The sequence below is a fragment of the Acinetobacter sp. ANC_7503 genome (assembly GCF_056780035.1).
Map to the genome: position 1 here is coordinate 1 of NZ_JBWYJA010000007.1, position 26056 is coordinate 26056.

General features: G+C 40.4%; 22 protein-coding genes and 1 tRNA gene. 19 read left to right on the forward strand and 4 right to left on the reverse strand.

What is annotated here, in order from left to right; all coding sequences use genetic code 11:
- The 11 genes from tuf to AC1M9M_RS08795 all read left to right on the forward strand — a co-directional run.
- Positions 1 to 881: elongation factor Tu (gene tuf, locus AC1M9M_RS08745; RefSeq protein ID WP_481596146.1), on the forward strand; the 881-nt coding region annotated here is incomplete at its 5' end.
- 47 nt (positions 882 to 928) lie between these two features.
- Positions 929 to 1004, forward strand: a tRNA-Trp gene (locus AC1M9M_RS08750).
- A 77-nt stretch (positions 1005 to 1081) separates the two neighbouring features.
- Entirely contained in the window at positions 1082 to 1522 is a 441-nt protein-coding gene (gene secE, locus AC1M9M_RS08755; RefSeq protein WP_035265936.1) for a preprotein translocase subunit SecE, read from the forward strand.
- Between the two features lie 7 nt (positions 1523 to 1529).
- Positions 1530 to 2063 (forward strand): transcription termination/antitermination protein NusG, encoded by a 534-nt coding sequence (gene nusG, locus AC1M9M_RS08760; RefSeq protein WP_035265938.1) that lies wholly within the window; start codon positions 1530 to 1532, stop codon positions 2061 to 2063.
- 115 nt (positions 2064 to 2178) lie between these two features.
- Positions 2179 to 2607: a 50S ribosomal protein L11 gene (gene rplK / locus AC1M9M_RS08765; protein WP_004813566.1), complete on the forward strand. Its 429-nt coding sequence runs from the start codon at positions 2179 to 2181 to the stop codon at positions 2605 to 2607.
- A gap of 3 nt (positions 2608 to 2610) precedes the next feature.
- On the forward strand, positions 2611 to 3306 hold the full coding sequence (gene rplA, locus AC1M9M_RS08770; protein ID WP_035265940.1) for a 50S ribosomal protein L1: 696 nt from the start codon (positions 2611 to 2613) through the stop codon (positions 3304 to 3306).
- 301 nt (positions 3307 to 3607) lie between these two features.
- Positions 3608 to 4114 (forward strand): 50S ribosomal protein L10, encoded by a 507-nt coding sequence (rplJ, locus tag AC1M9M_RS08775; protein ID WP_035265941.1) that lies wholly within the window; start codon positions 3608 to 3610, stop codon positions 4112 to 4114.
- Between the two features lie 51 nt (positions 4115 to 4165).
- Positions 4166 to 4537 carry a 50S ribosomal protein L7/L12 gene (rplL, locus tag AC1M9M_RS08780; RefSeq protein ID WP_035265942.1) on the forward strand — a complete coding sequence of 124 codons (372 nt, stop codon included), beginning with the start codon at positions 4166 to 4168 and terminating at the stop codon, positions 4535 to 4537.
- Positions 4538 to 4842: 305 nt separating this feature from the next.
- Positions 4843 to 8931: a DNA-directed RNA polymerase subunit beta gene (rpoB, locus tag AC1M9M_RS08785; protein WP_481590119.1), complete on the forward strand. Its 4089-nt coding sequence runs from the start codon at positions 4843 to 4845 to the stop codon at positions 8929 to 8931.
- A 144-nt stretch (positions 8932 to 9075) separates the two neighbouring features.
- A complete protein-coding gene (gene rpoC / locus AC1M9M_RS08790; RefSeq protein ID WP_035265945.1) occupies positions 9076 to 13269 on the forward strand; it encodes a DNA-directed RNA polymerase subunit beta' in 4194 nt (1397 codons plus the stop codon).
- 197 nt (positions 13270 to 13466) lie between these two features.
- The gene (locus AC1M9M_RS08795; RefSeq protein WP_035265949.1) at positions 13467 to 13823 is read left to right on the forward strand and encodes a hypothetical protein; all 357 of its coding nucleotides are present in this window, start codon (positions 13467 to 13469) and stop codon (positions 13821 to 13823) included.
- Between the two features lie 61 nt (positions 13824 to 13884).
- Here AC1M9M_RS08795 and AC1M9M_RS08800 read toward each other — a convergent pair whose 3' ends face one another.
- Positions 13885 to 14373: a DUF4442 domain-containing protein gene (locus AC1M9M_RS08800; RefSeq protein ID WP_035265952.1), complete on the reverse strand. Its 489-nt coding sequence runs from the start codon at positions 14371 to 14373 to the stop codon at positions 13885 to 13887.
- A gap of 124 nt (positions 14374 to 14497) precedes the next feature.
- On the opposite strand from AC1M9M_RS08800, the gene AC1M9M_RS08805 reads away from it, so the two are divergent.
- The 6 genes from AC1M9M_RS08805 (at position 14498) to AC1M9M_RS08830 (ending at position 20726) form a co-directional block, all read left to right on the forward strand.
- Positions 14498 to 15376 (forward strand): alpha/beta fold hydrolase, encoded by an 879-nt coding sequence (locus tag AC1M9M_RS08805; RefSeq protein WP_180028978.1) that lies wholly within the window; start codon positions 14498 to 14500, stop codon positions 15374 to 15376.
- A 92-nt stretch (positions 15377 to 15468) separates the two neighbouring features.
- Entirely contained in the window at positions 15469 to 16839 is a 1371-nt protein-coding gene (locus tag AC1M9M_RS08810) for a Na+/H+ antiporter family protein (protein WP_092766629.1), read from the forward strand.
- A gap of 309 nt (positions 16840 to 17148) precedes the next feature.
- The gene (locus AC1M9M_RS08815) at positions 17149 to 17733 is read left to right on the forward strand and encodes an OmpW/AlkL family protein (RefSeq protein WP_481596147.1); all 585 of its coding nucleotides are present in this window, start codon (positions 17149 to 17151) and stop codon (positions 17731 to 17733) included.
- 131 nt (positions 17734 to 17864) lie between these two features.
- Positions 17865 to 18212 carry a lysozyme inhibitor LprI family protein gene (locus AC1M9M_RS08820; RefSeq protein WP_481596148.1) on the forward strand — a complete coding sequence of 116 codons (348 nt, stop codon included), beginning with the start codon at positions 17865 to 17867 and terminating at the stop codon, positions 18210 to 18212.
- A gap of 92 nt (positions 18213 to 18304) precedes the next feature.
- Positions 18305 to 20224 carry a molecular chaperone HtpG gene (gene htpG / locus AC1M9M_RS08825; RefSeq protein ID WP_092766631.1) on the forward strand — a complete coding sequence of 640 codons (1920 nt, stop codon included), beginning with the start codon at positions 18305 to 18307 and terminating at the stop codon, positions 20222 to 20224.
- A gap of 220 nt (positions 20225 to 20444) precedes the next feature.
- Positions 20445 to 20726: a hypothetical protein gene (locus tag AC1M9M_RS08830; protein WP_481588578.1), complete on the forward strand. Its 282-nt coding sequence runs from the start codon at positions 20445 to 20447 to the stop codon at positions 20724 to 20726.
- A 59-nt stretch (positions 20727 to 20785) separates the two neighbouring features.
- Here AC1M9M_RS08830 and AC1M9M_RS08835 read toward each other — a convergent pair whose 3' ends face one another.
- Positions 20786 to 21982, reverse strand: coding sequence for a hypothetical protein (locus tag AC1M9M_RS08835; RefSeq protein WP_481596149.1), 1197 nt, complete (start codon positions 21980 to 21982; stop codon positions 20786 to 20788).
- A gap of 429 nt (positions 21983 to 22411) precedes the next feature.
- Positions 22412 to 23125 carry a DsbA family oxidoreductase gene (locus AC1M9M_RS08840; protein ID WP_035265969.1) on the reverse strand — a complete coding sequence of 238 codons (714 nt, stop codon included), beginning with the start codon at positions 23123 to 23125 and terminating at the stop codon, positions 22412 to 22414.
- 299 nt (positions 23126 to 23424) lie between these two features.
- On the opposite strand from AC1M9M_RS08840, the gene AC1M9M_RS08845 reads away from it, so the two are divergent.
- A complete protein-coding gene (locus AC1M9M_RS08845; protein WP_179998812.1) occupies positions 23425 to 24219 on the forward strand; it encodes a hypothetical protein in 795 nt (264 codons plus the stop codon).
- Between the two features lie 54 nt (positions 24220 to 24273).
- Here the strand turns inward: AC1M9M_RS08845 and AC1M9M_RS08850 are convergent, their stop codons facing one another.
- On the reverse strand, positions 24274 to 24951 hold the full coding sequence (locus AC1M9M_RS08850) for an Lnb N-terminal periplasmic domain-containing protein (protein WP_481596150.1): 678 nt from the start codon (positions 24949 to 24951) through the stop codon (positions 24274 to 24276).
- Positions 24952 to 25525: 574 nt separating this feature from the next.
- On the opposite strand from AC1M9M_RS08850, the gene AC1M9M_RS08855 reads away from it, so the two are divergent.
- Complete coding sequence (locus tag AC1M9M_RS08855; protein ID WP_481596151.1) at positions 25526 to 26035, forward strand: hypothetical protein; 510 nt, start codon at positions 25526 to 25528, stop codon at positions 26033 to 26035.
- Positions 26036 to 26056: the final 21 nt, after the last annotated feature.

Here is a 26056-nt window from a genome sequence, read left to right on the forward strand (position 1 = left end):
TTGTATGTGCTGCGACTGATGGTCCAATGCCACAAACTCGTGAACACATCCTTCTTTCTCGCCAAGTAGGTGTTCCATACATCGTTGTATTTTTAAACAAATGTGACCTTGTAGACGACGAAGAGCTTCTTGAGCTAGTTGAAATGGAAGTTCGTGAGCTTCTTTCTACTTATGACTTCCCAGGTGATGACACTCCAGTTATCCGTGGTTCTGCTCTTGCTGCACTTAACGGTGAAGCTGGTCAGTTCGGTGAAGATGCAGTTGTTGCTCTTGTTGAAGCGCTTGACACTTACATCCCAGAGCCAGTACGTGCTGTAGACCAAGCATTCTTGATGCCAATCGAAGACGTATTCTCTATTTCTGGTCGTGGTACAGTAGTAACTGGCCGTGTAGAAACTGGTATCGTTAAAGTAGGCGAAGAAGTTGAAATCGTAGGTATCAAAGACACAGTTAAAACGACAGTAACTGGTGTTGAAATGTTCCGTAAACTTCTAGACGAAGGTCGTGCGGGCGAGAACTGTGGTATCTTATTACGTGGTACTAAGCGTGAAGACGTACAACGTGGTCAAGTACTTTCTAAACCAGGTTCAATCAAGCCACACACTAAATTCGATGCAGAAGTATACGTACTTTCTAAAGAAGAAGGTGGTCGTCACACTCCATTCCTTAACGGTTACCGTCCACAGTTCTACTTCCGTACAACTGACGTAACTGGCGCGATTCAATTAAAAGAAGGCGTTGAAATGGTTATGCCTGGTGACAACGTAGAAATGTCAGTAGAATTAATCCACCCAATCGCAATGGACCCAGGTCTACGTTTTGCGATCCGTGAAGGTGGTCGTACAGTTGGTGCTGGTGTTGTTGCTAAAGTAACTGCATAATAGAAGTACAAACGAAAACCGAGAGTTTCGATTCTCGGTTTTGTTATAGGTCAGTAGTTCAATTGGTAGAGCGTCGGTCTCCAAAACCGAATGTTGGGGGTTCGAGTCCCTCCTGGCCTGCCAAATTATTTTTGATAAAAAGCTTGATGCTGGCTAAACTGGTCATATAATAAGTCGCGAATTCAACGACGAGTACAAAAATGTCGAATGATAAATCGCGTGACGCATTAAGCGACGCGCCAATTCCTCAAAGAAACAATTCCGCTGAAGTCGTTAAATCTGGTTCACCAGTTGACGTGATTTTATGGATTATTGCATTGGCATTACTTGCTGGTGCACTTATGGTAAATCAACATCTTCCAGCATATTGGGTTCCCGCAAACAATATTTGGGTGCGTGTTGGGGTAATTTTGGCTTGTATCGTTGTGGCTTTAGGTTTATTATACGCCACCCATCAAGGCAAAGGCTTTGTTCGTTTGTTGAAAGACTCACGCATTGAACTGCGTCGAGTGATTTGGCCAACAAAGCAAGAAACAGTAACTGCATCATGGCAAGTGTTACTTGTTGTTGTAATCACCGCTATTGGTTTATGGTGTTTTGATTACATTATTAGTTGGTTGATGAAGTTTATTATCGGGTAAAAGAGCTATGAAACGTTGGTACATTATTCATGCCTATTCAGGTTATGAAAAACAAGTGATGCGTTCGCTTAATGATCGAATCCAGCGTAGCGCTGTTGCCGATAGCTTTGGTGAAGTCCTTGTTCCTACTGAAGAAGTGGTAGAGATGAAGGATGGTAAGAAACGTAAGTCAGAGCGTAAATTCTTTCCAGGCTATGTGTTAGTTGAAATGGAAATGAATGACGATACTTGGCACATTGTTAAAGAATGTCCAAAAGTGCTCGGATTTATTGGTGGTACGGCAGAAAAGCCTGCTCCAATTACGCAAAAAGAAGCTGACGCGATTCTTGCACGTGTACGCAATACTGGCGAAGCACCTCGTCCTAAGACAATGTTCGAGCCAGGTGAAGAATTATTGGTTACTGATGGTCCATTCACAGACTTTAAAGGTGTGGTGGAAGAAGTTCAGTACGAAAAGTCACGCTTAACGTTGACGATTAATGTATTCAATCGACCAACTCAAGTTGAATTGGAATTTCGCCAAGTCGAAAAAACAATTTAATCTGAATTGGTTGAAAACGCCCGATTTTATTAATCGGGCATTGTTGTTGTAACGGTATCGTTACTTGTAAATATTGGGGAGCCTTAATCGGCGTTTGTACCCAGAGGTAATTGAAATGGCTAAGAAGATTGACGGCTATATCAAGCTGCAAGTTCCAGCTGGTAAAGCGAATCCATCTCCACCAATCGGTCCTGCACTAGGTCAACGTGGTGTAAACATCATGGCATTCTGTAAAGAATTCAATGCTGCTACACAAAAACTTGAAGCTGGTCTTCCGATTCCTGTAGTGATCACTGTGTACAACGACAAGTCGTTCACATTTATCATGAAAACTCCGCCTGCTGCTATTCTTCTTAAGAAAGCTGCTGGTATCCAAAAGGGTTCAGCTGTACCTAACAAAACTAAAGTTGGTAAGTTGACTCGTGCTCAATTAGAAGAGATCGCGACTACTAAAGAACCAGATTTAACTGGTGCTGACTTAGACGCGCGTGTACGTACCATTGCTGGTTCTGCACGTTCTATGGGCTTGGAAGTGGAGCTTTAAGACATGGCTAAATTAACTAAACGTCAAAAAGCGATTGCAGCTGCTGTAGAAGCGAACAAAGTTTATACTTTGGAAGAAGCTGTAGCAGTACTTTCTAGCCTTCCAGCTGCTAAATTCAAAGAATCTTTGGATGTAGCTGTAAATCTAGGTGTTGATCCTCGTAAATCTGACCAAGTTGTTCGTGGTGCGACTACACTTCCTGCAGGTACTGGTAAAACTGTACGTGTAGCTGTGTTTGCTCAAGGCGCTGCTGCTGAAGCTGCTAAAGCTGAAGGCGCGGACGTAGTTGGTTTTGATGACCTTGCTGAAAGCATTCAAGCGGGTAACCTTGACTTTGACGTAGTGATTGCTGCTCCAGATGCAATGCGCGTTGTAGGTAAGTTAGGTACAATCCTTGGTCCACGTGGCTTAATGCCAAACCCTAAAGTGGGTACTGTAACTCCTGACGTAGCAACTGCAGTTAAAAATGCAAAAGCTGGTCAAGCACGTTACCGTGTAGACAAAGCGGGTATCATCCATGCTGCGATCGGTCAAGTAGGTTTCACTGCTGAAGCTGTTCGTCAAAACGTTGAAGCTCTTGTAGCTGACCTTAAGAAAGCAAAACCTGCAACTTCTAAAGGTGTTTATATCAAAAAGATCACTTTAAGCTCAACTATGGGTCCTGGTCTTACTATTGATGTAACTAACGTTTCTAACTAAGTTTAACTTAGACAGAATTTTAAAGCCCTGAGTAAGATTTGAAGCGCTGCTTCAAATCTTACGCAAGATACCGGTTTTGGATTTCTTGCGAACTTAGGCAAACTTTGAATTGGTAAATGAGAATTTATCAGCGTCAAAGACCTCAGGCGAGGGGAGTTTTATGCTTCGCTCTTAATATTCCAGCCTGCGTAGACGCGGTGGTGTGATTTAGTTCATCCTCCGCGTGTTGACTCAGTGATGAGTTAACGAACTGGGAGTGTACTTCGCGTGAGTACATAAATCACCGTTAGGAGGTTTTACAATGGCTCTTCTTATCGAAGACAAAAAACAGATCGTAGCTGAAGTTAACGCTGTTGCTTCTACTGCTTTCACTGCTGTTGTTGCTGACTACCAAGGTTTAACTGTTGAGCAATTAACTGCTCTTCGTGTTGAAGCTCGTAAACTAGGTGTTACTACACGTATCGTGCGTAATACTTTAGCTAAACGTGCTCTTCAAGATACTCAGTTCGATATCTTGAACGACAACCTTGTTGGCCCAACAATTTTAGCTTTCTCGACTTCTGAAGACGACATGGGCGCAGCTGCTCGTTTGTTTGAAGAATTTGCTAAAACTAATAAAGCATTTGAACTTAAAGCTGCTGCATTCGATGGCAAGGTTTATCAAGGTGCTGAAGTTAGCGTAATCGCGAACCTTCCGAACCAAGAAAAAGCGCTTACTATGCTTGCAAATGTTCTTCAAGCTCCTATTTCGAAATTGGGTCGCCTTATTACTGCGCTCAAAGAGAAAAACGAGTCAGAAGCTGCTTAAGCTTAATAAATCAATTTCCACACCATTCAATATCCATTTGGAGTTATTCTCATGGCTTTAACTAACGAAGAAATCTTAAACGCAGTTGCTGAAAAAACTGTTCTTGAACTTGTTGAACTTATCTCTGCTTTTGAAGAGAAATTCAATGTATCTGCTGCTGCTGTAGCTGTAGCTGCTGCTCCAGGTGCTGGCGCTGCTGCTGCTGAAGAACAAACTGAATTCAACGTAGAGTTGACTTCTTTCGGTGCTAACAAAGTTGCTGTAATTAAAGCAGTTCGTGAAGCAACTGGTCTTGGTCTTAAAGAAGCTAAAGATTTAGTTGAAGGCGCTCCAGCTCTTCTTAAAGAAGGTGTTTCTAAAGAAGAAGCTGAAGAACTTAAGAAGAAACTTGAAGAAGCTGGTGCTCAAGTTACTGTTAAGTAATTTCGCCATGGGGTCAATATTAATTTGACCCCAAAAATTGGCTGATGGCTCTTGGGTCATCAGCCTTTTTGCGTTACAATTATCGGCTCGATTTTTGTTAACTTGGTGTAAAAATCATCAATACTAACTATAATTGAATAAAATCAAACGCTTACCAATATTTTTCCATGTTTAAAAATATTGTTAAGCGTTTTAATACCACTGAACATTGCAGCATTTGAACAAAGTGGTGGTCATATCGACCTGCGTAATTCCTTCTAGACCCGTTCTGCAGGCGGGTTTAGTTTACTTTCCGAGGACTCCAGATGGCATACTCATATACCGAAAAGAAACGGATCCGTAAGAATTTTGGTAAATTGCCCCAAGTGATGGATGCTCCGTACCTGCTCGCGATTCAAGTCGACTCGTACAGAACGTTCCTTCAAGATGGCAAAACACCAAAAAACCGCGAAGATATCGGTCTCCAAGCCGCATTTCGTTCAGTTTTTCCAATTGAAAGTTATTCTGGGAATGCTGCTTTAGAATTCGTTGAGTATAGCCTTGGTAAACCAGAGTTTGACGTTCGCGAATGTATTCTTCGTGGCTCAACTTATGCGGCACCAATGCGCGTAAAAATTCGTTTGATCATTAAAGATCGCGAAACGAAATCAATTAAAGACGTACGTGAACAAGAAGTGTACATGGGTGAAATGCCACTTATGACACAGAATGGTACGTTCGTGATCAATGGTACTGAGCGTGTAATCGTATCTCAATTACATCGTTCACCTGGTGTGTTCTTTGATCATGACAAGGGTAAGACGCATTCAAGTGGTAAGGTGCTTTATTCAGCACGTATCATTCCTTACCGTGGTTCATGGTTAGACTTTGAGTTTGATGCTAAAGATTTAGTATACGTTCGTATTGACCGTCGTCGTAAGTTACTTGCGACTGTGATTCTTCGTGCCTTGAACTATACAAACGAACAAATTCTAGACATGTTCTATGAAAAGGTTCCTGTATATCTAGACATGGGCAGCTATCAAATTGACTTGGTTCCAGAGCGTCTGCGTGGCGAGATGGCACAATTTGATATCACAGACAATGACGGTAAGACAATCGTTGAGCAAGGTAAACGTATTAATGCGCGTCATGTTCGTCAAATGGAAGCTGCAGGCTTAACTAAACTTCCAGTACCTGATGAATATTTATATGAGCGTATTACTGCTGAAGATATTACATTACACAATGGTGATGTGATTGCTGCAAACACGGTTCTTAGCCATGAAGTGATGGTTAAAATCGCTGAAGGCGGCGTTAAGCAATTTAACGTACTTTATACCAATGACATCGATCGCGGTTCATTCGTAGCTGATTCATTACGTGCTGATACGACTTCTGGTCGTGAAGAAGCGCTTGTAGAAATTTACAAGGTAATGCGTCCAGGTGAGCCACCAACGAAAGAAGCTGCAGAAAACTTATTCAATAACTTGTTCTTCTCTTCTGAACGTTATGACTTATCACCAGTTGGTCGTATGAAGTTCAACCGTCGTTTGGGTCGTCCTTACGAAGTGGGTACAGATCAGAAGTCACGTGAAGTTGAAGGTATTCTTTCAAACGATGACATCATTGACGTATTAAAAACGCTGGTTGAAATCCGTAACGGTAAAGGTGAAGTCGATGATATCGACCACCTAGGTAACCGTCGCGTACGTTCTGTTGGCGAAATGACTGAAAACCAATTCCGTGTTGGTCTAGTTCGTGTTGAACGTGCTGTGAAAGAGCGTTTATCACAAGCAGAGACAGATAATTTGTCTCCACAAGACTTGATCAATGCAAAACCAGTAGCGGCTGCAATCAAAGAATTCTTTGGTTCAAGCCAGTTATCTCAGTTCATGGATCAAAACAACCCATTGTCTGAAATTACACACAAACGTCGTGTATCAGCATTAGGTCCAGGTGGTTTAACACGTGAACGTGCGGGCTTTGAAGTACGTGACGTACATCAGACTCACTACGGTCGTGTTTGTCCAATTGAAACGCCTGAAGGTCCAAACATTGGTTTGATCAACTCATTATCTGTATATGCGAAAGCGAATAGCTTTGGTTTCTTAGAAACTCCATATCGTAAAGTTGTTGATGGTCGTGTAACGGATGAAGTTGAATATTTATCTGCAATTGAAGAAGTAGGTACTGTGATTGCACAGGCCGATTCTCAATTGGATAAAGATGGCAACTTAACAGAAGAATTCGTATCTGTTCGTCACCAAGGTGACTTCGTACGTATGCCGCCAGAAAAAGTAACGCACATGGACGTATCTGCTCAGCAGGTTGTTTCTGTGGCTGCGTCACTGATTCCATTCCTTGAACACGATGATGCGAACCGTGCATTGATGGGTTCAAACATGCAACGTCAGGCTGTTCCTACGCTGATTGCTGACAAGCCTCTTGTTGGTACAGGTATGGAAGCGAACGTGGCGCATGATTCAGGCGTGTGTGTGATCGCGAAACGTGGCGGGCGTATTGAATACGTAGATGCATCTCGTGTCGTTATTCGTGTGAATGAAGATGAAATGGTTGCGGGTGAAGCAGGTGTAGATATCTACAACTTGATTAAATACACACGTTCAAACCAAAACACATGTATTAACCAAAAAGTGCTTGTGAACCTAGGCGACAAAGTTGGTCGTGGTGATGTACTTGCTGATGGTCCATCAACTGATGGCGGTGAATTGGCTCTTGGTCAAAACATGCGTGTCGCGTTCATGACTTGGAACGGTTATAACTACGAAGACTCGATCTTATTATCTGAGCGTGTTCTTCAAGAAGATCGTTTGACGTCTATTCACATTCAAGAACTCTCTTGTGTTGCGCGTGATACTAAACTTGGTTCTGAAGAAATTACTGCTGATATTCCGAACGTAGGCGAGGCTGCACTTTCTAAGCTTGATGAATCAGGTATTGTCTATATCGGTGCTGAAGTAACTGCTGGTGACATTTTAGTTGGTAAAGTAACACCTAAGGGCGAAACGCAGTTGACTCCTGAAGAAAAATTGCTTCGTGCAATCTTTGGTGAAAAAGCAGCTGATGTGAAAGACTCTTCACTTCGTGTTCCATCTGGTACGAAGGGTACAGTCATCGACGTTCAAGTGTTTACTCGTGATGGTATCGAGAAAGACGAACGTGCTCAAGCGATTGAAAAAGCTCAACTTGATGCATACCGTAAAGATTTGAAAGAAGAATACAAAATCTTCGAAGAAGCTGCACGTGAGCGCGTTGTACGTTTGTTGAATGGTCAAGAGTCTAATGGCGGCGGTACAACAAAACGTGGCGATAAGTTAACTGATGAAGTTCTTTCAAATCTAGAACTTGTTGATCTACTTGATATCCAACCAGTAGATGAAGGCATCGCGGAGCGTTTAACTCAAATTCAAGTATTCTTGAAAGAGAAGAGTCTTGAAATCGATGAGAAATTCGCTGAGAAAAAACGCAAGCTTTCTACAGGTGATGAGTTAACAACTGGCGTATTGAAAGTTGTTAAAGTTTACCTAGCAGTAAAACGTCGTATTCAGCCTGGTGATAAGATGGCGGGTCGTCATGGTAACAAAGGTGTTGTATCAAACATCTTGCCAGTTGAAGACATGCCACATGATGCGAATGGTGTTCCAGTAGATATCGTATTGAACCCACTAGGTGTACCTTCACGTATGAACGTGGGTCAGATTCTTGAAACTCACTTGGGTATGGCTGCGAAAGGTCTTGGTGACAAGATCGATCAAATGTTGAAAGAACAACGTACTGTACTTGAACTTCGTGAATTCTTAGACAAGATTTACAACAAAGTTGGTGGCGAGCAAGAAGATCTTGATAGCTTAACTGATGATGAAATCTTGGCACTTTCAGGCAACCTCCGTAAAGGTGTTCCACTTGCAACACCAGTATTTGACGGTGCCGAAGAAGGTCAAATCAAAGAGTTATTAGAACTATCTGGTCTTTCACGTACTGGTCAGACAGTACTGTATGATGGCCGTACTGGTGAACGTTTTGACCGTCCTGTAACTGTAGGTTACATGTACATGTTGAAATTGAACCACTTGGTTGATGACAAGATGCATGCGCGTTCTACAGGTTCTTACTCGCTTGTAACGCAACAGCCGCTTGGTGGTAAAGCACAATTCGGTGGTCAGCGTTTCGGTGAGATGGAGGTCTGGGCACTCGAAGCATATGGCGCAGCTTATACGCTTCAAGAAATGCTGACTGTGAAGTCGGATGACGTTGAGGGTCGTACCCGTATCTATAAGAACATTGTAGATGGTAACCATTATATGGACCCAGGTATGCCTGAATCGTTCAACGTATTGACCAAAGAGATCCGTTCTTTAGGTATCAACATTGAACTGAAAAATGGTGACTAAATCCCCCTCAATCCCCCTTTGATAAGGGGGAGACTAACCCCTCTTTAAAAAAGAGGGGTTAGGGGAGATTACCAATTCAGTTAAAAAACAATATTTGTGACCCAGTTGTGAAGTGAAAATCTCCACAACACACGGAGAAAAAAATTGAAAGACTTGCTCGATATCATGCGCAAAAAGACGGATTCAGACGGTCATGCTCCTGTAGAGTTTGATCGCATCCGTATTGGTCTTGCGTCACCAGAAATGATTAAGTCATGGTCTCATGGTGAAGTTAAAAAGCCAGAGACAATTAACTATCGTACGTTCAAACCTGAACGTGATGGTTTATTCTGTGCCAAAATTTTTGGTCCAGTAAAAGATTACGAATGCTTGTGTGGTAAATACAAGCGTATGAAATACAAAGGCGTCATTTGTGAAAAATGTGGCGTTGAAGTAACAACTGCGAAAGTTCGTCGTGAGCGTATGGGTCACATTGAGCTTGCTTCACCAGTTGCACACATTTGGTTCTTAAAATCACTGCCTAGCCGTATCGGTCTTCTTTTAGACATGACGCTACGTGATATCGAACGTGTATTGTATTTCGAATCTTACGTTGTAACAGATCCTGGTATGACGCCATTTGAGAAATACCAACTTCTGAATGACGAAGAATACTTCACAGCATTAGAAGAGCACGGTGATGAATTCACTGCGAAAATGGGTGCTGAAGCAGTTCAAGATTTGTTGAAAGACATCGATCTTGAAGCTGAGATTTCTCGTTTACGTGAAGAAATTCCAAATACAACTTCTGAAACGAAGCTTAAGAAAGCATCTAAGCGTTTGAAGTTAATGGAAGCGTTCAAAGAGTCGAATAACAAACCAGAATGGATGGTGTTGACTGTACTTCCAGTACTTCCACCAGATCTTCGTCCGCTTGTACCACTTGAAGGTGGTCGTTTCGCGACATCTGATTTGAACGATCTTTATCGTCGTGTGATTAACCGTAACAACCGTTTAAAGCGTCTTCTTGATCTAGCTGCTCCAGATATCATCGTACGTAACGAAAAACGTATGTTACAAGAGTCTGTAGATGCATTGTTAGATAACGGTCGTCGTGGTCGTGCAATTACTGGTTCGAACAAACGTCCTCTTAAATCTTTGGCAGACATGATCAAAGGTAAACAAGGTCGTTTCCGTCAGAACTTACTTGGTAAGCGTGTTGACTATTCTGGTCGTTCGGTAATTACTGTAGGTCCTACTTTACGTCTTCACCAATGTGGTCTTCCTAAGAAAATGGCACTTGAGTTATTCAAGCCGTTTATTTTCGCGAAATTACAAGCGTCTGGCCAAGCAACTACCATTAAAGCTGCGAAGAAAATGGTTGAGCGTGAGACTCCAGAAGTTTGGGACGTTCTTGCATCTGTGATTCGTCAACATCCAGTGATGTTGAACCGTGCGCCAACACTTCACCGTTTAGGTCTTCAAGCATTTGAACCTGTATTGATCGAAGGTAAAGCGATCCGTCTACACCCACTCGTATGTGCTGCGTTCAACGCCGACTTCGATGGTGACCAAATGGCGGTACACGTTCCATTAACACTTGAAGCTCAATTAGAAGCTCGTGCGTTAATGATGTCAACGAACAACATCTTGTCTCCAGCAAACGGTGAACCAATCATCGTTCCATCGCAAGACGTTGTCTTAGGCTTGTATTACATCACGCGTGATGCAATCAATGCCAAAGGTGAAGGCATGGTGTTCGCGGATACTCACGAAGTAAACCGTGCGCTTGCAACAGGTCAAGTTGATTTACATGCTCGCGTTAAAGCTCGTGTACATCAAACTGTGATCAATGAAAATGGTGAGCGTGAGCAACAAACGATTATCGTTGATACAACGCCAGGCCGTTGTTTACTTTGGGAAGTTGTGCCAGAAGGTTTAAGCTTCGAGCAAATCAACGTTGAGATGACCAAAAAGAACATCTCTAAATTGATCAACTCTTGCTACCGTAAGCTTGGTTTGAAAGATACTGTTATTTTTGCTGACCAATTGATGTACCTCGGTTTCCGTCAAGCAACACGTTCAGGCGTGTCTGTTGGTATGGAAGACATGGTGATTCCACCTGCGAAGTATTCAATCATCGAGAAAGCTGAAGTTGAAGTTCGTGAAATTGAGCAACAGTTCGAACAAGGTTTCGTAACTGCCGGTGAACGTTATAACAAAGTTGTCGATATTTGGGCACGTACAAACGACCAAGTCGCGAAAGCGATGATGGATAACTTGTCTTACACGACTGTTAAGAACAAACAGGGCGAAGATGAGAAACAAAAATCATTCAACTCCATCTACATGATGTCTGACTCTGGTGCCCGTGGTAGTGCAGCACAGATTCGTCAGCTTGCAGGTATGCGTGGTTTGATGGCAAAACCGGATGGCTCGATTATTGAGACACCAATTAAAGCGAACTTCCGTGAAGGTTTGACCGTACTTCAGTACTTCATTTCAACACACGGTGCGCGTAAAGGTTTGGCCGATACAGCATTGAAGACAGCGAACTCGGGTTACTTGACACGTCGTCTTGTAGACGTAGCGCAAGACTTAGTGATTACTGAGCCAGATTGCGGTACTTTTGACGGTCTCGTAATGACGCCATTCATTCAAGGTGGTGATGTTATCGAGAACTTAGGTACTCGTGTGCTTGGTCGTGTATTAGCTGAAGATGCGAAGCGACCAGGTTCTGATGAAGTAGTACTGCCACGTAATACACTCATCGATGAGAAACTTGCAAACTACCTAGAAGAGCAAGGTGTCGATGAAGTTAAAGTGCGTTCAGTAGTAAACTGTGCATCTACTTTTGGTGTATGTGCGAAATGTTATGGTCGTGACCTTGCACGTGGTCACTTGGTGAATCCAGGTGAATCAGTGGGTGTAATGGCTGCTCAATCAATTGGTGAGCCAGGTACACAGTTAACCATGCGTACATTCCACGTGGGTGGTGCTGCGAGCCGAACTTCTGCTGCGAACAGTGTTCAAGTACGTAATGCAGGCTTTGTCCGTTTCCATAATGTGAAGACAGTGCAACACGCTAAAGGTCACTTAGTGTCTGTATCTCGTTCTGGTGAGATTGGTATCACTGATGACATCGGTCGTGAGCGTGAGCGCTATAAACTTCCTTACGGTGCCTCAATCTTGATTAAAGATGGTGGTGCGGTAGAAGCTGGCGGTATTGTAGCGACTTGGGATCCGCATACGCATCCATTGGTAACAGAAGTTGCTGGTAAAGCACGTTTCAGCCAAATCGCTGATGGTGTAACTGCAACCTCGAAAACAGATGATGCAACTGGTATGACGACAGTTGAAATTTTACCTGTAACGTCTCGTCCAGCTTCTGGTAAAGACTTACGTCCAGCGATTGTATTAGATACAGTTGATGGTGGTGAACAGTTCTACTTCTTACCACAAAATACAATTGTGACTGTCCGAGATGGCGAAACAATTGGTGTGGGTGATGTAATTGGTCGTGTACCTCAAGAAACTTCACGTACTCGTGATATTACCGGTGGTCTTCCACGTGTAGCTGACTTGTTTGAAGCACGTAAGCCGAAAGAACATGCGATTCTTGCAGAAGTTTCAGGTGTTGTAAGCTTTGGTAAAGAAACTAAAGGTAAGAATCGTTTGGTGATCACACCGGATGATGGCTCAGAGATTTACGAAGAGTTAATTCCTAAGTGGCGTACGATTAACGTGTTTGAAGGTGAGCATGTTAACCGTGGTGAAACGATTTCTGATGGTCCGCAAAATCCACATGACATCTTACGTTTGAAAGGTGAAGTGGCATTAACCAACTACATCGTGAACGAAGTTCAAGACGTATATCGTCTCCAAGGTGTAAAAATCAACGATAAGCACATTGAAGTCATCGTACGTCAAATGTTGCGTAAAGTTGAGATCATCGATGGTGGTGATACAAGCTTCATCAAAGGCGAGCAAGTGGATTACATCCGTGTTGTCCAAGAAAACCAAGCAGTACTTGCTCAGAACAAGTTCCCTGCGAAGTTTGAACGTCAATTGATGGGTATCACGAAAGCTTCACTTTCTACTGACTCGTTCATTTCTGCTGCATCGTTCCAGGAAACAACACGTGTGTTAACTGAAGCTGCTGTAACAGGTAAAGAAGATGATTTACGCGGTCTAAAAGAAAACGTGGTTGTTGGTCGCTTGATCCCAGCGGGTACAGGTTTGGCTTACCACTTAGAGCGTCGTCGTCAAGAAGCAGAAGCTGCTGAACACGAATTGGTTAATGACTTCTCTGAAGTTGACCAAGCGTTCTCACAAGCATTAAATGAAGATCAGTTTTAATCTAAACTGAATTAAGAAGGCACCTACGGGTGCCTTTTTTTATTGAGTTTGATAATGTGAATTTGAGGCTAAATATCTATTTTGAAAAAAACTCTTTACAAATAGCATCATTTTCGCGTTGTCTTGTAACAGAAATTGAAAATTTTATTCTCTAGATCGCGATATGCTTATATAAATAGACAAAGAGGGACATCAAGATGAAAAAGTTAACAGCTGTCATGGCGATGGCAACCGTATCTACAATGCTACTTGCAGGTTGTGAAAGCATGACGCCGAATCAACAGCGTATTGGTGCAGCTGCTGCAGGCGGCGCACTTGGTGGTGGTGTTGGTAATAATGTTGGTGGTGGTGTTGGTGCAACGCTTGGTGGTGGTGCAGGTGCCGCTGTAGGTAGTAAAGCTCAAGGGGGCTCAGATCGTAATGCCACTTATAGTGGTGTAGGCGGTGCAATCGGGTCTGCAGTCGGTAAAAGTATTTTTGGTGGTAACTCTGGCGCTGCAATTGGTGGTGCAATTGGCGGCGGTGCAGGAGCAGCGATAGAGCAAAAGCGATAGAACAAAATAATCGTTAATTTGCTAAAGTGATAAAAAAAGCGCTCATAGAGCGCTTTTTTTATTAACGGAAACGTGTGGCTTTTGCCTTCTTGCGACGGATATACACAGTTTTGTGAACTTCTGCGATCCGTAAGCCTGATTCATCCATAATATTCACAGTATAGTTACGGTAAACAGGAGCATGATTGCTAGCGAGCTCTTTGATGAGTTGTATTTCACTGGAATCAATGCGGATATCTGCATAAACAGTGCTACGACCAGGAGTTAAAAAATCGATGCTTGCAGCCTTATCCCAAACAATATATTTATCACCTAAGTGATACATGAGTAATGTCATATAGAATGGGTCAACCATAGAATAAAGGCTACCGCCAAAGTGGACACCCACAATATTTTTATTTTTTCGTGTAAGTGGCATTTTTACACGAATATGATGATTTTTTAAGTCGATTTTATCGATAGTAATGCCTGCGCCTTGAAAGGGTGCAAAGCTATTAAACATATACTTGGAGATTAACGGAATTGTCGTTAGCTTTTTCAAAATACTCATTTAGGTCAATTATTTTTATTTCATTAGTTAGCATACTAAAGTACAAAAAATATTCTGGCATTGATCGAAAATCATCGTAGACCAAGAAAACGGTCAATCAATAACAAAAAAGGTTGAGCATATTATGCAATTTGAATCGCATTGGATTAACACGACAGATCAACAAAAACTCTATGCTAAAACATGGGGAGATCGGAATAAGCCGGCATTGGTGCTTGTGCATGGTTATCCAGACAATCAAGAAGTATGGGAACCAATCATTTCGAATTTAATCGAAGATTATTTTGTTGTAACTTATGATGTGCGTGGCGCTGGTCAATCGAGCGTACCGAAAAAGATTCGCGCTTATGCATTAGCTCAACTGTCTTTGGATTTGGAGAGTGTGGTAAATCATCTGTTGCCAAATCGAAACTTTCATGTGGCAGCACACGATTGGGGCTCAATTCAAACATGGGAATCCGTAACAGAATCTAAATTTAAAGGTCGTATTCTTTCATATACCACTATATCTGGACCATGCTTGGACCATGCTGCTTATTGGATGCGTGAACAATTCAAACATCAAAAACCAAAGTTCTTTAAGCAATTGATTAAGTCTTGGTACATCGTACTATTTCAGCTACCCGTAGTTGCACCGACGATGTGGAATTTTCTCAATCCAGATCGCTGGGGCAAAATATTTGAAATTCTTGAAGATACAAAAGGCTTACCTGTAAACCAAAATATCTCTAAGGATGGTGAGTATGGTGTGGCACTGTATCGGGCAAACTTTATTCCACGTCTAATGATGCCTCGTCAACGTCATGCGATTTGCCCCGTTCAAGCGGTAGTCTTAAAACGCGATAAATATGTAAGTCCAGAGTTGATTGACGAAATTCCAAAATGGGCGACAGGTTTTGAACGTGTTGAGCTAGATGCGAATCATTGGGCTGTTTTAAGTCGTGCCCAAGAGATCGCATCGTATATTAAACAATTTGCAAAAAAAAATGCGCAAGGCGAATAGAATCTGACGAGTGAAGGTATCAACCCCTGATGAGCAGATTTATTACAAACAAATTCTGATAAAATAGTTTTTTTGTCTGATTCCTATTTCTTATGTTTGCAATTCTTGCTGCCATTGGGGTCATGTTTGGCCTCTCTTTGGCTCGTGTGCCTGTGGTATTTGCACTGATCATTGGTGCTGTAACAGGAGGCCTATTGGCTGGTCTTGGTTTACAAGGCACTATGGAAGCGTTTAATGGTGGTTTGGGCAAGGGTGCCCAGATTGCTTTAGCTTATGGTGTACTTGGTGCATTTGCCTTAACTTTGGCTCGTTCAGGTTTGCCAGATCTTCTAGCATATAAAATGATTAATTCACTTAAAGGTGAGGCTAATCTTAAAATACAAAATCGTGTCAAATATGCCATCTTTGCAACAGTTGCTATAGCGGCTGTTTGTTCTCAAAACGTAATTCCCGTGCATATTGCTTTTATTCCTGTATTGATTCCACCATTATTGATGGTATTCAACCATTTAAAGCTTGATCGACGATTGGTTGCATGTCTACTCACATTTGGTTTATGTGCAACTTATATGTTGATCCCAGTCGGTTTTGGTGCAATTTTCCTAAATGATATTTTAGGTCAAAACATCAATACTTTTGGTGAACCACTTGGCTTCCAAATTGATTATGATCAAATCCCTTCTGCGATGGCGATTCCTGTGTTTGGGATGTTCGTAGGTTTATTAATCGCAGTGTTTTATAGCTATCGTAAACCACGAGAATATCGTGACATTCATGTCGAAGAACAACCACAAAGCATTTCGGGTGAAATGGGTGTTCAAGAAGGTTCTGCGAGACCGGAGGTTTCTAAATTTACGATTTATATGGCGGGGGGTGCTGTTTTAGCAACGCTTGCAGTGCAATTGTATTCTGATTCGATGATTTTAGCTGGTTTAGTCGGCGTGGCGATCCTAAGCTGTGCAGGTATTTTCAAGTGGAAAGAAGCTGACGATGTCATCATTACTGGTATGCGTATGATGGCACTGGTGGGTTTTATTATGATCGCAGCACAAGGTTTTGCAGCCGTGATCGGCGCTACTGGTCAGGTTCCAACGCTAGTTGAGGCTTCAGTCGCATGGATTGGTGATAGTCAAGGTTGGGCAGCATTCTGGATGTTACTCATCGGATTGTTAATTACACTAGGTATAGGATCATCATTCTCCACAGTGCCAATTCTTGCAATCATTTATGTCCCATTATGTATTCAGTTTGGTTTTAGTCCAGCAGCAACAATTGCGCTCATAGGTACTGCTGCAGCTCTAGGTGATGCAGGCTCTCCAGCTTCAGACTCGACTTTAGGACCAACATCAGGCTTGAATATGGATGGTCAACATGATCATATGAAAGACAGTGTGATTCCGACATTTATTCATTTCAATATTCCATTGATGATTTTTGGTTGGATCGCGGCAATGGTCCTATAACTACATTTAAAAAATGATTGAATAAAAGGCGATTAATATAATCGCCTTTTTTATTTTAAGTCAGATTAAAATAGTAGGATTAAATAAAAAAATTCAGAGTAAAATAATATGATTAATAGGTTATTTAAAATAATTGATGGTTTTATAATTGACTAAATTAGTATGATTTAAAATAAATTATCATTATAAACAGGTATTTATAAATAAAACGTATTTTATTTAATTTTTGGGAGTTGCATATTAATTTTTGGCATGTTTATTATACTTAAATAGTAGTTTATTTATATCGATCTTCCAGAGGTTATAATAATGTTAAATAAAATTGCACTGATTGTTTTAGTTGGGATGTCAGCAAATGCACTGGCAGGAGAATGGCAACTTAAGGTAGGTGCATCTGCAATTTCTCCAACGCAAGATACCACTGTGGCTGCTCTAGGAGGAGGTAAAGTGGAAGCCGATGATGAATTTGCTTTTACCCCTTCGGTGGAGTATTTCTTTAATGATCAAATTTCTGCTGAACTATTATTAGCCACACCAGTTCGCCATGATGTTTTGATTAATGGTGCTGATGCAGTGACGATTAAACATTTACCACCAACTCTGACTGCGAAATATCATTTTAAAAATAGTTCGGGATTTACACCTTATATTGGTCTTGGTGCAACAGCATTTATTGCTTGGGATGAGCAAGGCGTTCAAAGTGTAAAAGAAGATTTTGGTTATGCAGCGCAGTTAGGTTTCAATTTCCAACCAGCTGATGCAAAAAACTGGGGTGTATTCGCTGACGTGCGTTATGCAGATTTGAATCCTGAAGTGAATGTAGATGGAACAACAAAGTTCAAGCTAGACATAGATCCAGTCATCTATAGCATTGGTTACAGCTACAAATTCTAAAAATAAAGTTGCGCCTAGCCCTATTAATCAATAGGGCTTTTTTTATGTGTTGTACTATAACAGGTAGAAAATACCATATAAAAAAACAATTTTTTTCAATAATCTAGAAGGCTCATAACCGAGTAGTATGCATGAAGAACCAATTCATAAAACTCATCATTGTGCTGGCTGCATGTGCAAGTGTTCCAGCATTTGCAGCGAGTTTTGATTGCAAAAAGGCACAGTCCGAAACTGAGAAAGCTGTTTGTGAACATCTTATCTTGAATGATGCAGATGTTAAAATGGCTGCCACTTATCAAATTCTACGTCGTTTAGTACCGATGGGAATGCGATCAATCATTCAGAATGAACAAGTCAAATGGCTGGAATTACGTGATCAATGCCAAGCAAATTTGCAATGCTTAAATCATGTCTATCAAATGCGTCAGCAAAAACTAGAAATACATCTTGATCGAATTTACAAACAAGGTCCTTTTTAAAAAAATTTAATTTTGACCATTGAAAAAATTAGAAGCTACACCATTCATTAAGCATTCAAAAAAATTGTTTTGATGTGTTTAAGGAGTAGTTTATGAGCGAGCAGAATACACAAAAACATAGTTTCCAAGCGGAAGTTGCTCAGCTTTTACATTTAGTGACGCATTCACTTTATTCAAATCCAGAAATTTTCCTTCGTGAGCTAATTTCAAACGCTTCAGACGCATGTGATAAATTACGTTTTGAAGGGATTAATCATCCTGAATACTATGAAAATGATCCAGATTTACGTGTACGCGTACAATTGGATAAAGATAATAAAACCATCACCATTTCAGACAACGGTATTGGTTTAAGCCAACAAGAAGCTATTGATAATTTGGGTACGATTGCTAAATCTGGTACTAAAGACTTTATGTCTAAATTAACCGGTGATCAAAAGTCAGATGCACAGTTAATTGGTCAGTTTGGTGTCGGTTTTTATTCTGGCTTTATTGTCGCTGATAAAATCACAGTTGAATCACGTCGTGCAGGGGCTGAAGCTTCAGAAGGTGTACGTTGGATCAGTGGTGGTACAGGCGAATTTGAAGTTGAGCAAATTACAAAAGAAGGTCGCGGTACAGATATTATTCTACACTTGCGTGAAGACGCATTAGATTATTTGCAAAGTTATAAAGTAAAGCAAATTATCAATAAATATTCAGACCATATCAGTTTACCAATTCAAATGGAAAAAGAGGTATGGCAACAAGAAGAAGCGGCTGAGGGAGAAGAAGCCAAACCAGGCCAGTATGTCAAAACGGGTGAATGGGAGGCGATCAATTCTGCCAGCGCATTGTGGACACGTAGTAAGAATGACATTACTGAAGAACAGTATATTGAGTTTTATAAAAACTTAAGTCACGACTTTGAAGCACCGATTACTTGGGCGCATAACCGTGTAGAAGGGAGTACCGAATATACGCAATTACTGTATATCCCAAGTAAAGCACCGCACAACATTTTCTCACGTGAAGCGAAAGCAGGTATCAAGCTCTATGTGAAACGTGTCTTCATCATGGATGATGCAGATAATCTCATCCCGAACTATTTACGTTTCGTACAAGGTGTTGTGGATAGCGCAGACTTACCGTTAAATGTGAGTCGTGAGTTACTTCAAGAAAGTCGAGATGTTAAAACCATCCGTGAAGGCAACACACGTCGAATCTTAACAACTTTAGACACTTTAGCTAAATCTGAAGATGAAGCAGATCAAGAGAAATTTAAGAAGTTTTATGCTGAGTTTGGATCTGTCTTAAAAGAAGGTTTGGGTGAAGATTTCACCAATCGTGATCGAATTTTGAAGCTTCTACGCTTTGCAACTTCAAACAATGATGAGGTGACCACTTCATTGGCTGACTACAAAGCAGCAATGAAAGAAGGTCAAAAGGCGATTTATTATGTAACGGCGGAAAGCTTAGCGGCTGCTAAAAACTCGCCACAACTTGAGTTATTCAAGAAAAAAGGTATCGATGTTCTGCTAATGACTGAACGTGTAGATGAATGGGCAATGGAATTTGTTCATGAGTTTGACGGGACACCAATGCAGAATGTCGCAAAAGGTGCTGTAGACTTAGGTGATTTACAGGATGCTGAAGAGAAAAAAGCATTAGAAGCGGCAGCTGAGCAGTTTAAACCAGTGGTTGAAAAGCTGTCTGAGTCATTAAAAGACAAAACCAAAGAAGTGCGCGTAACCACTCGTTTGGTTGATTCTCCAGCGTGTCTGGTGACTGGTGAAGGCGAATTGTCTCCACAGTTGATTCGCATGTTAAAACAAGCAGGTCAAGCAGTCCCAGAAAGCAAGCCAATTTTAGAGATTAACCCTGAGCATCCATTAGTGAAAAAATTGGAAGGTTCAGCACAATTTGACGATCTTGCAAATGTAATTTTTGATCAAGCGATGATTGCGGAAGGTGGTTTACCAGAAGATCCAGCTGCATATTTAAAACGCATTAACAGCTTATTATTGAAATAAGCGCATATTTTAAATTGTGATCGAAAGCCTATCTTCGGATAGGCTTTTTTAATGCAGCGCCGTCGTAGGATGCAAAAGGAGCTATTTAAGCTTTGGGTTAAACTAGATAAATTTTTTCGATGTTGATGATAAAAAAATACGTCCAAGTTTCGATTTGTAAAACATATCAAAAAATAATAATTAATCTATAATAACGATCATTAAATATTGGGAATATTCTATGAAAACTTCAATGATGCTCGCATTTAGCATGTTTTGTTTGAGCTTAACCAATGTCACTTATGCAGAACAAGATGTGAAGAAAATTGTTCGAAATGATCGTGTAACCGTAGTGAAGCACCAAATTCCACAATTTGATATTAATCCTTTTGTGGATAGTAAACGTATCACACGCACAGATCGCGTCGGTTATGTTTTACCTAAAACTGAAGCTGAAGCATCTCCTAAAAAAACACGTATTACACGTAATGATCGTATCGTGATTCAAAAGCCTGTCATTTGAGAATCTAAGATCCAAAAAAGCCCATCAATGATGGGCTTTTTTATGACTATTATCGAGCGCTAAAATCTAGCTTCAAGACGAACTAAAGCACGAGGATAGTGTGATCGATCTTCACGCTTGTCATTAAAATAGTTAAGATCACCTTGAACAAAGAACCATTCGCGGAATAAGGGTTGGCGCCAAGAAACAAAAGGTCCCCAACTGTTCATACGTAAATCATCTTCGTTGTAATAACCGCCTACATACATACCGTAGTTAAAGCGGTTATCATGGAAAAACTGATGTTGGCGATAGGTACGATTATCCCAAGTCCAATCATCATCCTGCTCATCCGCATAAGTTAGATAAAGCTGATTTGAAATAAATGCTTCATTTGGACGTGCTTGGGTGAGTTCCAAATTGGTTCTTAGATAATTTTCACTATCTATACCATAACGATAGATTTGTTCAGCATGAAAGGAAAAATCATTCCCGAGAGTCCAATCTTTTTTTGCCTTTAAGCGGGCATAAATGTCATCTCCAGATCGGATACCTAAATCAGCATCTAAAGCGAAAGGTAATTTATCAGACAGTTGTGACCAACGTAATGCGATCGAACTGTTATCTTCACGGATTCGCTTAGTGTCGACATTTTTGTCGGGATCACCAGCAGGATTTTCATTGGTAATGGCAATATTGTTGTCAATTTCATTATCCAGTGAATCATCACCAAAGACTAAACTTAATTTACGCTCTAAGGTTGGTAAGTCGATTTTACCGCGTATACGTGGCTTGAATTCGTGATCATCATACTTATTCCATTTATTATCAAAGATTACACGTAGCGTTGCTTTGGCGGTTTCATCCTCATAGCCTTCACCAAACCAACCATCGATTCGCTGAGCCGTTCGGTCTGCCCAGTGGCGAATCGATTTTTGACGTCGGTCAATCCATGATAAATCTTCAGTCGCTTGGGTCGGAGCGTATATTTTTTTATTGGATTGTTCTGGGAATAGTGTCGGCGTTGCATCAACCATGCGAGGAACGTAGTTAATCCAACCTAAGCTATTTTCATCCGATGTTGGCCAATCTTTTTGTTGAAATTCTAAAGGATAGTCTAAAGTAGGGAATTCGTTACTGACACTGATTTCATCTGTTTGATAAGGATCAGTCAAGTCATCTTGCTGATCTTGGCTATACACGAAAGTACTTAAAAAGCTACAACTTAAGACAAGACTTAAGGTTGACGGTTTGAACTGCTGCATGATTCTTTTCATATTCGCTCTAAGTCATTTTCATTGTTAAGCCGCTGAATTTATTTATAAAATTAAAAATGGGCTTAAGCATCGTGATATTATTAAAAATCAATGTTTGATCTATTCTAATGAATTGTTCAACAAAATTCACAATAAACAACAATGAATTTAAAGTGATTTAAAATTGGAACAGATAATGAGAAGACTTGAAACTGAAATAATTTTATTAAATGATTGTTTTATAGATAAAAAAAAGACCTCCTTGGGGAAAGAGGTCTATAAAAATTTACCATGTATAGAGTCATGCAGTGAATCTATACATGAAGTATATTCAGTTCCGATTCACTTGAATAGGCTTGTTTATGCAACGCTGAATTCTATTTTTATAACAGTCTAAATATGGCTTAAGTCATGCAACCTTAAGCCAGTATTTAGGTTCTCGAAGATGTTTTATGATTTACTTGGTGGCACGTCACAATGTTCATCAGTACAAGTTTCTGCATCTTCAACAGTGGGTTGATCTGTTTGTTCATTGGCAGTCGTTAATACTTTGTTGATCACATCTTGGAAGACTTGAGTCGGTTGAGCACCAGCCAAAGCCACACGCTGATCGAATACAAAAAATGGTACGCCAGTCACTTTTAATTGATCACGTGCAAGTTCTTCATCAAATTGGACAAAATCGGCATATTGATCAGAATCCAAAATATCATCCACTTCAACTGGATTTAAACCAATGCGCGAAGCAACATCTTCGAGGGTTTCACGCTCGCCAATGGCTAAACCTTGGGTCATATAGCTATAAAAAAAGGCTTCTTTTGCTTCCGAACCCAATCCTAAGCTTTGTGCATGATGAATAATTCGATGGGCGTTGAATGTATTTCCTGAGTTGGCATTTTCCCAATTGAACTCGATGCCTTCTGCTTTTGCCATTTCCGCAATATTGCGTTGCATTTCTTCAACTTCAGCGACAGTACGCCCATATTTTAATGCTAAACGTTCGCTATTTGAGACTTCTTGACGTGGCGGTGCATCAGGATCTAGCTGAAAACTGTGCCAATGGACTTCAAGTTCTACACCAGTTGCAGCAGCTGCTGCTTCTAAACGTTTTTTTCCGATATAGCAAAAAGGGCATACTACATCTGACCACACATCTACACGCATAAAAAATCTCTAATCATCATTTATGAATCTATAGTGTGGGCAATGACAACAAAATTAAAGGTCTAAATCTGAAACGCAGAGTTTCAATCCGATATATTTCTGTCGAAAATATGAATTTTGCGTAATAAATTATTGAAACTTGATCACAGAATCACGAATAAATCGACAAAATCACAGCAATATCCACTAAATTCATTCCTATTTCTGCTTAAAAAATATGCTATACAATACACATCATGTGCTTGTCATTGTTCGCAAGTGATTCATTACTCAAACAAAAAAAAGGATAGGAGTTTGAGATGCGCGGAATTTTAGCGGTGGTTATCGTCATGGTGACCTTATTATTTGGTTATTGTGCCTACGCGCAAAATGAAAAAAATGATGAAGTGCAACGTCAACAATTTGATTTGGTGATGACGGAAAAAATTGAGCAGCTTTATGTTCAAGCGAAGGATTGGAAAACCCCTCTGAATTTTAAAGTTGAAGATGAGCGTTTGGATGGTGACTATAAGGTACTTTCTGAATTTATTTTGAAGTATTGGGTAGACAATATTGAATCACGAAATATGTATTTACGTGAGTTAGATCAAGCCAAGTGGGATGAGTTTCTGAACGTTCGTCGCCTAGAATTAGATAAAAAGAATAAATATCAAGACACCGAAAAGATGTTTGTCCAAGTGAAAAAAATTCAATCTGAATATCAAACGCGTGACCAACAAATTTATGCGACAGCTTTACAAGCGCTTGATGCTTTGGAGATGAAAGCAGACTTGCGTGAGCCAATGAAAGAAAAGTTAAAATTCAGCCGACAGCATAATAATGATCAAGCTTTGTTTGCTTTAGAACTTAAGATCACAAAAAAAGCTGAAGAAATGTTTGAGTTTTTGAAGAATCATGACTGGCAACGCCGTAATGAAATGATCCTATTTAAAAGTGATCTCAGTGTGAATCGCTTTAACGAGTTATATCGCGAATTAAATCAATTACAACGCGAAATTGATCAGTTAAAAAATCAAAATGCCGAAGTGATTGAAGCACAAACAGTGAATCAAAGTCCAAGTTCTGAACCCGTTGTTCAGGAAGAAACGCAATAAACATTCTTTCTTGGTTGTTTCTTTCAGCGTGGTTATAAACAATGGACGCCTGTTTTACTCACGGAGTAAAGCAGAGAATGCTTTACTTGAAAGTAAATGTACATCATGAACATGCTCAATTTTAGGATTAATGTGTGCTTTTTCTTTCCATTGATCTAAGGTGATACCATTATCGAGGACTTTTTTGTCATATAAATAGTTTGGAATTAAGCCTGGTAAGGTCACGCGATAATCTCGTGGAATTTGTCCTACTGCATGTTCTAATAAATCAAACAAGATGGTCGTACAATTGCTGATATAGGTGTTATACCAAACTGGGGTATGATTTAGCCGATTGGCTTTGTTCAGGAATTCTAAAAACAACATCTGAATTTCGGTTTGATTCATTTGAATTGGATAAATATAGACATCTTCTTCGCGAATATTTGAGCGGGTATAAATCAAATCATTTTCATCACCTACGACCAGTGCCAATTCATACTGCCGAAAAAAACCGCCAATGGTGGAGAAACCTTCATCCTTTTCCTGACGAACCTCTAAAGAAAATGCGAGATGTTCGCCATCATCAAAACCAAATGTAATAAAAACATGCGCAATAGGACCTTGCATAAAATGAGATACCACTAAATCTATACGATCTAACTTTTCTAAATCGTATTGTCGTGTTTCCCATCGCGTCACGTAGTCTTTATCATTGCGCCAAATAAAATTTCTGACATTCTGTAATTCCACTTTGCCATCTTTGAATTGGAATTGAATAATTTTGTCGGTTTCATCCTGCCAAACGCGATCATTGCGCGGTTCTAAGGAAAAAAGCTAATCATGGCAATCAAAAAAATAATCAAATACGCCCATGTGAAATAGGGCTTATAGCTGTGTTGCTTGAAATGGAATATCCCTGTAATGATGGCAAGTCCAACCCAAAACAAGATCAGTGCATAAGTGAAAATGGCATTAACAGGCTGATGTGTCCAAATGAATAAGATTGCCCAGAGTGATGTGAGACATAAAAATATAACGAGTAGGCTGTTTTTTATTTTAGTTTTCATGGCTGATGGATATGTATGAGTTTTCTATTTTTATAATGAATTGAAGTTAAGCTTTGAAGTCCATATTTGTAAAATCAGACCGAGTCTTGAAATTCAGTTGCTTAGCAAAACTTTTAAAAAAAAACTTGAAACATTTATCTGAGTGCTGATGAATAAGTAAATAAATTGGTGTAGTTTAATTAAAGAATGGCTCTATTTGTTTAGTTATTCTTGTTTCTTGATGCTCAATTTGAACGATGCATGTCAGAGTCTTACTTATGACTAATTCTAAATTATGTTTGATGTTCGGTGTGATCTCAGCCTTGCTGATGAGTTTGTCTCATGCTGAAGATGTTGCAAGCCTGCCTTCAATTCAATTGTTGGCGGACGATGACTTACGTGATGAAGTTGTGACGACTGTTACACCTTTTCAAGAAGATCAAAAGGTGCGTCAAGCTTTGCAACATCAAGTGATCAAAAAAGAGCAGGATATTCAAAATGCTGCTTTAGAGCAAAGTTCACCTGTACTGAATTTTCAACCAAAAACCCCAGTGCCTGATATGAGTCATCTATCACCTTTACAGCAGCAGTATGTTTTGTCTGTTGCAGCAGGCTTACAGTCGAATGATCCGAGTTCAGGCATTTTTAGAATGTTGGAGCCTTTAGGGATTGATCGGGACAAAGCATTGAATCATATCCAACAGGGTGGAGGCGCGATTCCAATGACCTTTGATGAGCAACGTTTAAATCAGTTGTTGGGTGATGGATGGCGGAGTAATCTAAAATAAAATTTGATTTCTAAAGTATAA